Origin of the sequence: Serratia sp. CY47280, from assembly GCF_052168655.1 — a bacterium.
Classification (GTDB): domain Bacteria; phylum Pseudomonadota; class Gammaproteobacteria; order Enterobacterales; family Enterobacteriaceae; genus Serratia; species Serratia bockelmannii.
In genome coordinates this window covers 1-13084 of sequence record NZ_JBJNMG010000006.1, presented here as the reverse complement: position 1 = coordinate 13084, position 13084 = coordinate 1, and the positions used below count along the sequence as shown (strand labels likewise).

The 13084-nt window shown below is 59.4% G+C and carries 11 protein-coding genes and 2 pseudogenes; 4 read left to right on the top strand and 9 right to left on the bottom strand.

Features of this window, described 5'->3' with window-relative positions; genetic code table 11:
- Positions 1 to 73: 73 nt before the first annotated feature.
- Positions 74 to 742, top strand: coding sequence for a DUF1345 domain-containing protein (locus ACJ8J4_RS19845; RefSeq protein WP_025304178.1), 669 nt, complete (start codon positions 74 to 76; stop codon positions 740 to 742).
- Between the two features lie 55 nt (positions 743 to 797).
- On the opposite strand, the gene fbaA is transcribed toward ACJ8J4_RS19845, so the two are convergent.
- The 8 genes and pseudogenes from fbaA to ACJ8J4_RS19805 form a co-directional block, all read right to left on the bottom strand.
- A complete protein-coding gene (gene fbaA / locus ACJ8J4_RS19840; protein WP_025304179.1) occupies positions 798 to 1877 on the bottom strand; it encodes a class II fructose-bisphosphate aldolase in 1080 nt (359 codons plus the stop codon).
- Positions 1878 to 1993: 116 nt separating this feature from the next.
- A complete protein-coding gene (pgk, locus tag ACJ8J4_RS19835) occupies positions 1994 to 3157 on the bottom strand; it encodes a phosphoglycerate kinase (protein ID WP_025160206.1) in 1164 nt (387 codons plus the stop codon).
- Positions 3158 to 3227: 70 nt separating this feature from the next.
- Positions 3228 to 4244, bottom strand: coding sequence for an erythrose-4-phosphate dehydrogenase (gene epd, locus ACJ8J4_RS19830; RefSeq protein ID WP_004931582.1), 1017 nt, complete (start codon positions 4242 to 4244; stop codon positions 3228 to 3230).
- A gap of 311 nt (positions 4245 to 4555) precedes the next feature.
- A pseudogene (locus ACJ8J4_RS19825) lies at positions 4556 to 4684 on the bottom strand (LysR family transcriptional regulator); the annotation flags it as partial.
- A 63-nt stretch (positions 4685 to 4747) separates the two neighbouring features.
- Positions 4748 to 5818: an ABC transporter ATP-binding protein gene (locus ACJ8J4_RS19820; protein WP_043142690.1), complete on the bottom strand. Its 1071-nt coding sequence runs from the start codon at positions 5816 to 5818 to the stop codon at positions 4748 to 4750.
- Entirely contained in the window at positions 5811 to 7580 is a 1770-nt protein-coding gene (locus ACJ8J4_RS19815; protein WP_025304187.1) for an ABC transporter permease, read from the bottom strand. Before ACJ8J4_RS19815 ends, ACJ8J4_RS19820 begins: the two co-directional genes overlap by 8 nt.
- Before the next feature lie 78 nt (positions 7581 to 7658).
- Positions 7659 to 8747, bottom strand: a complete 1089-nt coding sequence (locus tag ACJ8J4_RS19810; protein WP_043142713.1) for an ABC transporter substrate-binding protein — start codon at positions 8745 to 8747, stop codon at positions 7659 to 7661.
- Between the two features lie 164 nt (positions 8748 to 8911).
- Positions 8912 to 9829: a DMT family transporter gene (locus ACJ8J4_RS19805; protein ID WP_043142693.1), complete on the bottom strand. Its 918-nt coding sequence runs from the start codon at positions 9827 to 9829 to the stop codon at positions 8912 to 8914.
- A gap of 290 nt (positions 9830 to 10119) precedes the next feature.
- Here ACJ8J4_RS19805 and ACJ8J4_RS19800 point away from each other — a divergent pair, with 290 nt between their 5' ends.
- From ACJ8J4_RS19800 to brnQ, 3 genes are all read left to right on the top strand, one after another.
- The gene (locus tag ACJ8J4_RS19800) at positions 10120 to 10452 is read left to right on the top strand and encodes a tRNA-binding protein (RefSeq protein ID WP_025304190.1); all 333 of its coding nucleotides are present in this window, start codon (positions 10120 to 10122) and stop codon (positions 10450 to 10452) included.
- 30 nt (positions 10453 to 10482) lie between these two features.
- The gene (locus ACJ8J4_RS19795; RefSeq protein ID WP_025304191.1) at positions 10483 to 11364 is read left to right on the top strand and encodes a 2OG-Fe dioxygenase family protein; all 882 of its coding nucleotides are present in this window, start codon (positions 10483 to 10485) and stop codon (positions 11362 to 11364) included.
- Positions 11365 to 11577: 213 nt separating this feature from the next.
- Entirely contained in the window at positions 11578 to 12900 is a 1323-nt protein-coding gene (gene brnQ, locus ACJ8J4_RS19790; RefSeq protein ID WP_043142696.1) for a branched-chain amino acid transport system II carrier protein, read from the top strand.
- A gap of 69 nt (positions 12901 to 12969) precedes the next feature.
- On the opposite strand, the pseudogene ACJ8J4_RS19785 reads toward brnQ, so the two are convergent.
- Positions 12970 to 13084, bottom strand: a pseudogene (locus ACJ8J4_RS19785) (transketolase-like TK C-terminal-containing protein); the annotation flags it as partial.

Genomic DNA, 13084 nt, shown 5'->3' with positions numbered 1-13084 from the left:
CCGATACCGCCCGCCGCGTCTTCTATGCTGAAAACAGCGCGTTGGCTATTTCACGACAAGGGATCCGTTCTTCATGCACATTCGCTCTTCGCTCAAACACTATTGGCAAGTGCGGCCCAGGCTGCTGTTTTCCGTCGGTGCCGGGCTGTTGTGCTTTCTGCTGCTGCCCGCCCAGCTCTCGTTGCTGCAGCGCCTGATGATCGGCTGGAATACGCTGGCCTGGCTCTATCTGCTGTTTCTTTGGCGGCTGATGCTGGTCAGCACACCGCAGCACATTCGCCAGATCGCTCGGCGACAGGATGAAAGCGCCAGCACGGTGTTGGCGCTGGTCAGTTTCGGTTGTCTGGTGAGCATTCTGGCGATCCTGTTCGAATTGAGCAGCGCCAAACAGGCCAGCGACTCGCTGAAAACGCTACATCTGGCGTTAACCGGCGCAACGCTGGCAGTCTCCTGGCTGCTGCTGCCGACCGCCTTCACCATGCACTATGCCCATCAGTTTTACCGTCAGGGCGCACAGCAGGATCCTTTGCCGCTGCTGTTTCCCGGCAATCTCACCGAGCCGACCTATCTGGACTTCGCCTACTTCTCCTTCACCATCGCGGTCGCGTCGCAAACGGCCGACGTGGCGGTCGGCGCCGCGGAGGTGCGTAAAATCGCGCTCGTGCAGTCGGTTATTTCGTTCGTGTTCAACATGCTGATCCTGGGCCTGTCGATCAACGTCGGTGCCGGCCTGCTGGGCTGAAAACGAAAAAGGCTCCCCGCAGGGAGCCTTATGCACGTGCAACAGGTGCCGAAGATTACAGAACGTCTACCGCGTTCAGATCTTTGAAAGCCTGCTCCAGACGCGTCACCATGCTGGTCTGCGCTGCGCGCAGCCATACGCGTGGATCGTAGTATTTCTTGTTCGGCTGATCGGCACCTTTCGGGTTGCCCAGCTGGCCTTGCAGGTAAGCTTCGTTCGCTTTGTAGTACTGCAGGATGCCATCCCAGGTCGCCCATTGGGTGTCGGTGTCGATGTTCATCTTGATCACGCCGTAGCCCACAGACTCTTTGATCTCTGCATCGGTAGAACCGGAACCGCCGTGGAACACGAAGTTCAGGCTGTTGTGCGGCAGGTTGAATTTCTTGGACACGTAGTCCTGAGAATCGCGCAGGATGGTCGGAGTCAGCTTAACGTTGCCTGGCTTGTACACGCCGTGCACGTTACCGAAGGAGGCTGCGATGGTGAAGCGCGGGCTGATGGCGTTCAGTTTTTCGTACGCGTAAGCCACGTCTTCCGGCTGGGTGTACAGTGCGGAAGCGTCCATATGGCTGTTGTCCACGCCATCTTCTTCACCGCCGGTGCAGCCCAGTTCGATTTCCAACGTCATGCCGATTTTGGCCATGCGCTTCAGGTAGGCGCTGCAGATCTCGATGTTTTCTTCCAGAGATTCTTCAGACAGATCGATCATGTGGGAAGAGAACAGCGGTTTGCCGGTAGCGGCGAAGTGCTTCTCGCCGGCGTCCAGCAGGCCGTCCAGCCATGGCAGCAGTTTCTTCGCGCAGTGGTCGGTGTGCAGGATCACCGGCACGCCGTAGTGTTCAGCCATCTGGTGAACGTGGTGTGCGCCAGAGATAGCGCCCAGAATCGCTGCACCCTGAGGCACATCGGTCTTCACGCCTTTGCCGGCGATGAACGCGGCGCCGCCGTTGGAGAACTGAACGATAACCGGCGCGCGCACTTTAGCCGCGGCTTCCAGCACTGCGTTGATGGAGTCGGTACCCACGCAGTTTACCGCTGGCAGCGCAAAGTTGTTCTCTTTAGCAACTGCGAAGACTTTCTGAACGTCATCACCCGTGATGACACCCGGTTTTACGAAATCAAAAATTTTAGACATGTTACTTTGTCCTGTTTCGTCGGCCGTAGATGGATGTAAATCGATGTTTTCACGCCGCGCAGCGTGAGCCGCGCGGTATAAAACAAACGGGCGGCTTTCGCCTCCCGTTGTCTGAATTACTGCTTAGCGCGCTCTTCCAGCATCACGACTGCAGGCAGCGGTTTCCCTTCAACGAATTCCAGGAATGCGCCACCGCCGGTGGAGATGTAGGAAATTTTGTCAGCGATACCGAACAGATCGATGGCTGCCAGAGTGTCGCCGCCGCCAGCGATAGAGAAAGCGTCGCTATCGGCGATCGCGCGGGCGACAATTTCGGTGCCCTTACGGAAGTTAGGGAACTCGAATACGCCAACCGGGCCATTCCACAGAATGGTCTTGGCGTTCTTCAGGATAACGGCCAGACGCTCGGCAGAGACGTCGCCCATATCCAGAATTTGCTCGTTGTCCTGGATCTCGTTGGCCTGCTTCACGGTCGCGGTCGCGGTTTCAGAGAACTCGGTCGCCACGCGCACGTCGGTCGGAACCGGGATGTCGCAGGTTTCCAGCAGTTTCTGCGCGTTCGGGATCAGATCCGGTTCGTACAGGGACTGGCCCACGTTGTTGCCCTGCGCCGCCACGAAGGTGTTGGCGATGCCGCCGCCGACGATCAGCTGATCGGCGATTTTGGACAGGGAATCCAGCACGGTCAGTTTGGTGGAGACTTTAGAGCCGCCCACGATGGCGACCATCGGACGGGCCGGGTTGCCCAGGGCCTTGCCCAGCGCTTCCAGCTCGGCGGACAGCAGCGGGCCGGCACAGGCGACAGGCGCGAACTTGCCCACGCCGTGGGTGGAAGCCTGCGCGCGGTGCGCGGTGCCGAACGCGTCCATCACGTACACGTCGCACAGCGCCGCGTATTTCTTGGACAGGGTTTCGTCGTCTTTCTTCTCGCCCTTGTTGAAGCGAACGTTTTCCAGCACCACCAGTTCGCCTTCGGCGACGTCGACGCCATCCAGATAATCCTTCGCCAGACGCACTGGGGATTTCAGATGATCTTTCAGGTAGTTGACCACAGGCAGCAGGGAGAATTCTTCGTTGTACTCGCCTTCGGTAGGACGACCCAGGTGGGAGGTTACCATCACGCGGGCGCCTTGCTTCAGCGCAGCTTCGATAGTCGGCAGGGAAGCGCGGATACGCGCGTCGGAAGTCACTTTACCGTCTTTTACCGGCACGTTCAGATCGGAGCGGATCAGTACGCGTTTACCCGCCAGATCCAGATCGGTCATCTTAATTACAGACATGGTGAACCCTCTTTATTGAATCTCTATAAAATTGCCTGAGCAGCGCGCCCATCACGCCGGCGCCGCCGTACTAGAAACCGCTGGCGGCCATTGCCCGTGTTGTATCCAACATCCGATTGGCAAAGCCCCATTCATTGTCGCACCAGACCAAGGTCTTTATCAGGTGCTGCCCGCTGACCCGGGTCTGCGTACCGTCGACGATAGCGCTGTGCGGGTCATGGTTAAAATCAATCGAGACCAATGGTAATTCCGTGTAGTCAACTATACCACGAAATGATTCCCGTGCGGCCTTTTGCAACAGCTGGTTGACCTCCGCCACCTTCACCGCGGCGCTCACGCTGACGCTAAGATCGATAGCCGTCACGTTGATGGTCGGCACGCGCACCGAGATAGCCTCGAAGCGATCGCAAAACTGCGGGAAGATGCGAGTGATGCCCGCGGCCAGCTTGGTATCGACCGGAATGATCGACTGGCTCGCCGCGCGGGTGCGCCGCAAATCCGCGTGATACGCGTCGATCACCGGCTGATCGTTCATCGCCGAGTGAATGGTGGTCACGGTGCCGGACTCGATGCTGTAGGCGTCGTCCAGCAGCTTGATCACCGGAATAATGCAGTTGGTGGTGCACGAGGCGTTGGACACGATGCGGTGTTCCGCCAGCAGCGTCTGATGGTTGACGCCAAACACGATGGTGGCGTCCAGATCGTTGCCGCCCGGATGGGCGAACAGCACTTTCTTCGCCCCCGCCGCCAGATGGGCTTCGCCATCCGCCCGGCTGCCGTACACGCCGCTGCAGTCCAGCACCACGTCGACGCCCAGTTCGCCCCAGGGCAACTGCTCCACCGCCGGCTGATGCAACAGGCGAATCGCGTCGTCTCCGACGCTCAGCGTGTCGCACTCTTGCCGCACATCCCACGCAAAGCGGCCGTGGCTGGAATCGTACTTCAGCAGATGGGCCATGCCTTCGGCGTTCGCCAGCTCGTTGATCGCCACCACGGAGATTTCCGCCCGTCGTCCCGATTCGTACAGTGCGCGCAATACGCTGCGGCCGATGCGGCCAAAGCCGTTTATCGCTATGCGGATGGTCATGCTGCTCCTGAAAAAGGGCCGTCCACGCCGGGTGACTCACCGGCGCCGCCCGGCGCTGACTGGTTGTCTCACTAACCCGCATAGAGTAGTGGATCGTACCGCCCGCTGTGAATCGCCGAGTTTGCATTATTCCCGCGCTTCAGCGGTTTTTCACCGCCGTCACATCGGCATTTCTGTTGAAGAGTGCTTCAACTGAAACGCTTCAGCTGAGCATAAACCAAAGTTTTGGCAAAAGGAACAGGTGCAACAGTTCCTCAGGTAACGGAGGGGAGTTTTACGAGCATAAGATGATCTGGCGCACATTTTTGGCCTCAAGACCGCGACGAATTTTCGCTCGCCGGCCCCGTTTCGCCGTAGTGCTCACGAAAATAGTCGCGCAAAAATTCGACCGTCACCCGCACTTTCGCCGACGTTGCCAGCCGGGAAACGTACACCGCCCAGAAAAGATCGCTGCTAGCGGTTTAACTCTGTAAACGGAGCGCCCGCATCGGCGGGCGTCCTGGTTAAGCTTTCGGGAATATCCACAAATGCTCGGCCGGCAGGGAGAGCCGGCACAGCGTTTGATCGCGCGCCTCGTGGCCATAGGCACGCACCACGAAATCTTCGGCCACGGTGCGGAACAGGTATTCCCAGCGATCGCCGAGATACATGCTGGTCAGCAACGGCAGCTCAAGCTGGTTGCCCTGCGGATCTTCACCCAACCGCACGCGCTCGACGCGGATCACCGCCGTGCCCTCCTGCCCGACCTGCACGCCTTCGCCCGCTTTGCCCCACAGCGCCCAATCCTTACCTTCGATGCGCGCCCGATCGCCTTCCAGCGCGACGACCTTGCCCGGCAACCGGTTGTTGCTGCCCATGAACTCGGCGGTGAACAGCGTGGTGGGCGAACCGTACATCTCCTGCGGCGTGCCCTGCTGTTCGATTTTGCCGTTATTGAGCAGCAGGATGCGATCGGAAATGGCCATCGCCTCGTTCTGATCGTGAGTCACCATCAGTGCCGACAGACCGAGCTTGATGATCAACTCGCGCAGGAATACCCGCGCCTCTTCGCGCAGCTTGGCGTCGAGGTTGGACAGCGGCTCATCCAGCAGGATCACCGGCGGGTTGTAGACCAGCGCGCGCCCGATCGCCACGCGCTGCTGCTGGCCGCCGGAGAGCTGGTGCGGATGGCGTTTGGCCAAATGCCCCAGCCCGAGCTGATCCAGCACCGCCTGCACCCGCTGGGCGATTTCCGCCGAGGCAGTCTTACGCAGTTTCAGCGGGTAAGCGACGTTCTCAAACACCGTTTTATGCGGCCACAGGGCGTAGGACTGAAACACCAGCCCCAGATTGCGCTCTTCGGCGGGAATTTCACTGCGTGCGCTGCCGTTGTACACCGCGCTGTTGCCGATGACGATCCGCCCCTGGCTCGGTTTCTCCAGCCCGGCTACCGCCCGCAGCAGCGTGGTTTTTCCGCTGCCCGACGGGCCCAGCAGCGAGACCACTTCGCCCCGTTTCAGATCCATCGACACCCCTTTCAACACCGGGTTGTCGCCATAGGTCAAATGCAGATTCTCTACCGAAAGTTCAATCATGTAATTTCACTCCAAAGCGCAAGGCGATCCCCAGCCCCAGCACCACCAGCAGGATATTGATGAACGACAGCGCGGCGACGATATCGATAGCGCCCGCGGCCCACAGGGAAACCAGCATCGAGCCGATGGTTTCCGTGCCCGGAGACAGCAGATACACCCCGGTGGAATATTCGCGTTCAAAGATCAGGAACATCAGCAACCAGGAGCCGATCAGGCCGTAGCGCGACAGCGGAATGGTGACGTGGCGGGTGATCTGACCGCGGCTGGCGCCGGCGCTGCGCGCCGCCTCCTCCAGCTCCGGTCCCACCTGCAGCAGCGTAGAAGAGATCAGCCGCAGGCCGTAAGCCATCCACACCACGGTGTAGGCCAGCCAGACGCTGAAGATGGTGCTGCGCAGCGAACGCAACCAGACGATCACGTTCTCGCGCAGCCACTCGGCCATCGGCAGCACTGACAGCCAGCCTTCCTTAAGCGATTTGTCCAGCCACATCGGCAGGAACAGAAACACCCACAGGAACGCCAGGCCGGCCAACAGCCCCGGCACCGCGCGCGGCACCAGCACGCTGTAGTCGAGGAAGCGCGTGGCGCCATCCGGCTTGCGGTGCATGGCAATGCCGATAAACAGATAGCACGCCACCGCCAGCGCCCCGCCGATCACCCCGATCGCCATCGAGTTGACGATGGCGCGCAGCAGGTTGGGTTGCGCCCAGATGGTGCGGAAGGTGTTGATCGACAGTTCGTCCCAGACAGACACGCCCACGCCCCAGTTGGAGATAAAGGCGCGCAGCACTACGCCGATCAGCGGCACGCCGATGGTCACGGTCAGCCAGAACATCACCACCGCGCCGGCCACCCAGCGCCATTTGCCCAGCGGCAGCGCGCGCGCCTGCGAGGCTTTGCCCTTGACGGTGACGAAACGGTTGGCGGTACGCATCAGCCTGCGCTGCAGCATCACCAATGGAATGGTGATGCAGATCAGCACCACCGCTACCGCCGCCATCAGGTGGTAAGAAGGCGTGCCCAGCTTGTTGGTCAACTGATACAGGTAGGTTGCCAGCACCAGGTTGCCTTCCGGATCGCCCAGCACCAGCATCAGGCCGAACACCTCCAGCCCGAGGAAGAACAGCAGCACCCCGGCGTACAAGATAGACGGCCGCACCATCGGCAGGCTGACGGCGGTCATCACCTGCAGCGGCGTAGCGCCGGCGGTGCGCGCCGCTTCTTCAACGTCGGAGCCCACGCTGCGCAGCGCCGAGGAGATGTACAGATACGCGTGGGGCACGTGCGTCAATCCGGCTATCACCACGATGCTGGCCATCGAATAGATGTTCCACGGCACGAAACCCAGCAACGCTTCCGCCCACAGCGAGAAGAAGCCGACCGGCCCCGCCGCCACCACGTAACCGAAACCCAGCACCATCGGCGACACGAAGATCGGCACCAGAATCAGCGGTTCGATGATCCGCCGCCCCGGCAGATCGGTGCGCACCATCAGAAAGGCCAAAATGCCGCCGAGCGGGATGGCGATAATTACCAGGCCGAATGCCAGAATAAAGCCGCTTTTCAGCGCCTTGTAGAAATCCGGATCGGTAAAGATGAACTCGAAGGCCTCCAGGCTGAAGACCTTGGAGGGAGAGAAAAACGGTGCCGAGAGGAAGCTTTGAATGATGATAAACGACAGGGGGACATAGATAACCAGCGCGGTTATCAACACCACCAGGCCGCGTGGCAGGCTCTGCCACTTTCTGCGCCATGCTTGCATAAATGCTCCCTATGGTTGTAAACGACGACCAAAGGGCGCGCGCCCGTGCGGCAGGCGCGCGTCCGAATGCAGTCCCTGTTATTTCGCCGCGGCGGCGCGCCATTGTTTGATGTAGTCGAGACGTTTGGCCGGCTGCAGATATTCCAGCAGGCTGTCATCGACCGGGATCGGCTTGAGCGCGTTGCCCAGCAGCTTGGTCATGCCATCGATGTCGTTCTTGCCTTCGATGTCGTTGCGGATCGAGGGGATATCCGCCTGATTGGCGAGAATATTTTGCCCTTTCTCCGACAGCACGTAGTCGAACCACAGCTTGGCGGCGTTAGGGTTGCCGGCCTCTTTGCTGATGAAGCTCACGCGCGACAGCACCAGGGTATAGTCTTTCGGATAGACGATGCCGAGCGACGGATCGCTCTTGGCGCGGGCCTCGGCGTATGAACCGAGGATATTGAAGCCGATCAGGTTTTCACCGGAGGAGACGCGCTCCATCATGGTGCCGGTGGAAGATTGCACCGCCAGCCCGCCCTTGGCCACGTCGGCCAGCGTTTTGAAGTAGTTAGGATCGGCCTTGAAGTCCTGCACCGACAGCATGAAGCCGACGCCGGATTTTTCGATGTCGTAGGTGGTGACTTTCTTCTTGAATTTGTCCGTCTGACCGGCGATCAGTTTAGCCAGCGCCGCGTGTGAATCCGGCACATCGCCCTGCGGGATCAGCCGTTTGTTATAGATAAACACCACCGGCTCATAGGTGGTGCCATACACTTTATCTTGCCATACCGCCCATTTTGGCAACTGAGCCCGCTCCGGAGAGGCATACTCCTGCGCGTAATCGCCCGCCAGTTTCAAAATGGTGTCCATCGACGAACTCCACACCAGGTCGCCGCTGGTGCCGCCGGCCGCCTGCTCGCTGATAAAGCGGTTATACAGTTCGGTGCTGTTCATGTCGTTGTATTCGACCTTGATGCCCGGATACAACGCCTCGAACCCCTGGATCAGCGGCGCCGCCGCCTTGGTGTCGGTGGTTGAATAAATCACCACCTTGCCTTCTTTCTTCGCGCCGTCGACCAGTTTCTGATAGTCGGCAGGGTAGCCCGCCGGGAAGGCCGCATAGGCGGAAACGGAGCCCAGTAAGGTGATAGCAGCTACGGTCGCGCTGATTTTTTTCATCATCATCCATCCCCTGATCACATTTAATAAACCAAAAATTAACATACAGTTAATATTTATGACGAGGCAACGGCGTTGCTTGTTATCTTTCGGTTTTGTGAGGTTGGACGTTTTTCAGCCAATAAAAAGCCCGGCAGCACGGGCTTTACAGCACTTCCTATCGCAGACTATTCGGCCAGGTGAGAGCGCCGCCGCAGGCGAATTCGCTGTACGATGGCAACCCCCAGCAGCGTCAGAACAAATCCCGCCAGCTGCACCAGCGACAACGCCTCACCAAACAGCGCGTAAGCCTGCAGCGCCGCCGCCGGCGGCACCAGCAGCATCAGCGCGGTAATGCGAGTCAAATCGCCGTGGCGCACCATCCAAATGAACAGCGCGGTGCCGCCCAGCGACAACACGCCGGCCGACCACAGCAGCGAGAACCACAGCGTTGGCGAATTGTCCCAGGCGCCTGAGCCCATTACGGCCGCCAGTACGCCGGTCACGATCGCCGCGCCGAGGTGCTGAATGGCGCCTGCCGCCCGCAGATCGGCCGCTGCCAGCGAAGACTTCTGCACCATGATGCCTATCGTCAGCGCAACGATGCTGCCAAACCCCATCAGGATCGGCAGCAGCGCCATATTGCCGACGTCGATGCCGGTCAGCCGCGGGGAGAGCACCAGCGCAACGCCGATAAAACCGACCGCCAGCCCGGCCCAGGAACGTAACCCGATCGGCTTACGCAGCACCAGCGCGAAAATCAGCGCGGTAAACAGCGGCTGCAATCCGCCGATCAGCGACATCACTCCGGCTGCCAGGCCGTTCGCCACCGCCCACCAGCTTGCGGCAAGGTAAACACCGTTCATCAACATGCCGGTCAGCAGGTGCATTACGAACTGTCGCCCCTTGGGCCAGGCGCAATGCAGCGCCAGCAGAGCGAATACTGCCGCGGCGATCAAAAAGCGAAAGGTCAGGAAAAGGTTGGGATCGGCATGATCCGCCACCGCCCGCGCGGCAATAAAACCGGTCGACCAAATTAATATCAGGAAAAACGGCGCAATCAATGCCTTTCGCCGATCGCGTTTTTCGCGCTGGGTTATTTCCATATCACTACCTAAAAAATGCCGTTGATGAATTAATGCAGAGCATACTAACCAATTTAACACGGGCTTAACAGTATCGACGCTGGCACCAAGCAGGCGTGGTGAACATAATTGCGGGAAATAATGAAGTTTCAATCTTATATAATTCACCAAGCTTATAATTAATTCCACCACGTTACGATAATGTAAATTAATTGCTACATCCGGTATAACTATTCCCCTCCTGGCGGCATTGTCGGAATAATTCCCCTTTGCTAGCCTTCCTGAAGCCACTTAATTAACTGGACTGACTCATGGCCGAAATCACTGATTTTATGAAACTGGATATGCGTATTGGCGAAATTATTTCCGTGGAATATAACGACAAGGCATTAAAACCCGCCTATAAGCTGCGCATTGATTTCGGCGAAGAAATTGGCATTAAAAACAGCTCGGCGCAATTATGCGAAAACTATCAGGAAGATGATCTGCTTGGAAAAAAAGTCATCTCCGTCGTTAATTTCCCCGCCAGGCGGGTTGCCGGATTTAAATCTGAAGTGCTGGTACTTGCCGCGGTCACCCGGGATCAAGGCACTGTCTTGCTGAAACCCGATGTCGACGTGGAGATCGGCAGCAAGATTTTATAATCGCCACATCATTCGTGAGGCCACCGAGAAATGCGACAGTTATCCCTGCTTGATGAAGTTAAGAAGGCGTACCAGGAACACCGTTCAGCCTTTATCCCCGGCGCCACCATGCAAGCGATCCTGCTGGCGCTGGGCGCGCGGCCGGAAGATTTCGCCAGGCTGCAGCAGGTCAGCGCCAATCTGGCGGACGATCCCACACTGCCTTTCCGCAAGTCCAGAAACGGCCGCTTCTGCTTCGACTTCGATCGCGCCCAGATTGAGCGGCTGGAGTTCCAGCCTTTCGTGCTCTCGGTCGAGGAAGACTTCATCCGCTACGATTCGGGAAAGGTGCGCCATTTCCGCGGCATCAACGACGATCTGCAGTTGAATACGGCATTTCAGGCACTGATGAAATTCAAAGCCTACGTGATCGATGGCGTGAGCGTGACGCCGCGCCCCCGGCTTAATCAGGAGATCAACAAATTCGTCTGCACGGTGTTCAACCTGCGCACCGTCACCACGCCGCAGATGTTGGGCGAACCGGCGCTGGAAGGCGTACACAGCGACGGCGTCGACCACACCATGACGACCTTCCTCGGCTGCGACAACATGACCGACGACAGCGCCAAGACCTTTATTCACGATATGCGCGAAACCAGCGGGATCAAATTCGATCGCGCCCGGCCGGAATGGATTTTGGGCGAAATACAGCATCGGCATTTCCTCGATACCCTGCTGATTGTCGACCATGAGCGCAAACACAGCCTCTCACCGGTGGAAGCGCAGGACAAACGCCGGCATTCGACCCGTGATATGCTGATCTTTTTCACCCGTAAACCGGTCGAAGACGGCCACGTCTCCTTCGCGTATGACTCTTTTAAACCGCATATCGAAATCCCGCTGTCGATAGACATGGTGGCGCGCGCGAGCTAACGCGCTGCCGGGCCGGCCGCCAGGATCCCTCTGTGCGGCCGGTTCACGCCGGGGTAAACAGCGCTGGATTAATCAGGTTTTTGTCGCCGAATTATTATATCCTGCCGGACGAAAATTTTTGCGGGCTTACGCTGCCCCACGCGCCTCCTCCTGCAGTGCTTCATTCCGCAGCCAGGCCGTTTATTTCATGAATACAGGCAGTGCCATACCGTTATGACCAAGAGTTTATCCCCGAAAGACATTATCGCCCTGGGCTTTATGACCTTCGCCCTATTTGTCGGCGCCGGCAACATCATTTTCCCCCCGCTGGTGGGGCTGCAGTCCGGTGAGCATCTGTGGCCGGCCGCCCTCGGTTTTATGGTGACCGCCGTCGCCCTGCCGGTGATTGCCGTGATCGCGCTGGCGCGCGTCGGCGGCAGCATCAGCCTGCTGACTGGCCCCATCGGCCGCACAGCCGGCCTGCTGTTGGCGACCGTCTGCTATCTGGCGCTGGGCCCGCTGTTCGCCACGCCGCGAACCGCCAATGTCTCTTTCGCCCTCGGCATCGCGCCCTTCACCGGCGACGGCGCCCTGCCGCAGTTCATCTACAGCCTGCTGTTCTTTACCCTGGCGATGATCGTGTCGTTGTATCCTGGCCGCTTGCTCGATAACGTCGGCCATATTCTGGCGCCGCTGAAAATTCTGGCGCTGGCCGCGCTCGGCATCGCCGCCCTGGTCTGGCCCGCCGGTGCGCCGGTCTCCGCCGTCGGCAGCTATCAGGCCGCGGCGTTTTCCACCGGCTTCGTTCAGGGTTATCAAACCATGGACACGCTGTCGGCGTTGATGTTCGGCTCGATTATCGTCACCGCCGCCCGCTCGCGCGGCGTCAGCGACAGCGGCCTGCTGCTGCGCTACACCCTGTGGGCCAGCCTGATCGCCGGCGTCGGCCTGACGCTGGTCTATATCTGCATGTTCAAGCTCGGCGCCGGCAGCGGCAGCCTGGTCGGGAACGATGCTCAGGATGGCGCGGCAATCCTGCACGCCTATGTGCAGCACACCTTCGGCGATCTGGGCAGCGTCTTTATGGCGGTGCTGATGTTCATCGCTTGCCTGGTGACGGCGGTCGGCATGACCTGTGCCTGCGCGGACTTCTTCTCCCGCTACCTGCCGCTCTCTTACCGCACGCTGGTGGTTATCCTCGCCCTCTTCGCCATGCTGGTTTCCAACATGGGGCTGGCCAATCTGATCCGCGTCTCGCTGCCGGTGCTGACGGCGATCTACCCGCCCTGCATCGCGCTGGTATTGCTCAGCTTCAGCCAGAACCGCTGGCGCAGCGCCAAGCGCGTCTTCGCGCCGGTGATCGCTACCAGCCTGGTGTTTGGCCTCGCCGACGGCCTGAAAGCCTCCAGCTTCAGCAGCCTGCTGCCCGTCTGGTTCGATAAGCTGCCGCTGGCCGAACAGGGTCTGGTCTGGCTGCAGCCTACGCTGCTGGTGCTGTTGCTGGCGGCGGCTTACGACCGGTTGCGCAGCGCCGAAAGCATCAAGACCGCGTCGTAATCGCGGTTTCCGCCCATAAAAAAAGCCGGTCATAATGACCGGCTTTTTTATCGGCTTGCGCCCGGCCGCTTACTTCAGCAGCGCCTGCGCCTTGGCCACCACGTTGTCCACGGTGAAGCCGAACTCGGCGAACAGCTGCTCCGCCGGCGCCGACTCACCGAAGGTGGTCATGCCCACGATGGCG

Bases quoted from the DNA above. Each gene is read 5' to 3' on its own strand.
- ACJ8J4_RS19845 (WP_025304178.1), top strand. From the start codon at position 74: ATGCACATTCGCTCTTCGCTCAAACACTATTGGCAAGTGCGGCCCAGG.
- fbaA (WP_025304179.1), bottom strand. From the start codon at position 1,877: ATGTCTAAAATTTTTGATTTCGTAAAACCGGGTGTCATCACGGGTGAT.
- pgk (WP_025160206.1), bottom strand. From the start codon at position 3,157: ATGTCTGTAATTAAGATGACCGATCTGGATCTGGCGGGTAAACGCGTA.
- epd (WP_004931582.1), bottom strand. From the start codon at position 4,244: ATGACCATCCGCATAGCGATAAACGGCTTTGGCCGCATCGGCCGCAGC.
- ACJ8J4_RS19820 (WP_043142690.1), bottom strand. From the start codon at position 5,818: ATGATTGAACTTTCGGTAGAGAATCTGCATTTGACCTATGGCGACAAC.
- ACJ8J4_RS19815 (WP_025304187.1), bottom strand. From the start codon at position 7,580: ATGCAAGCATGGCGCAGAAAGTGGCAGAGCCTGCCACGCGGCCTGGTG.
- ACJ8J4_RS19810 (WP_043142713.1), bottom strand. From the start codon at position 8,747: ATGATGAAAAAAATCAGCGCGACCGTAGCTGCTATCACCTTACTGGGC.
- ACJ8J4_RS19805 (WP_043142693.1), bottom strand. From the start codon at position 9,829: ATGGAAATAACCCAGCGCGAAAAACGCGATCGGCGAAAGGCATTGATT.
- ACJ8J4_RS19800 (WP_025304190.1), top strand. From the start codon at position 10,120: ATGGCCGAAATCACTGATTTTATGAAACTGGATATGCGTATTGGCGAA.
- ACJ8J4_RS19795 (WP_025304191.1), top strand. From the start codon at position 10,483: ATGCGACAGTTATCCCTGCTTGATGAAGTTAAGAAGGCGTACCAGGAA.
- brnQ (WP_043142696.1), top strand. From the start codon at position 11,578: ATGACCAAGAGTTTATCCCCGAAAGACATTATCGCCCTGGGCTTTATG.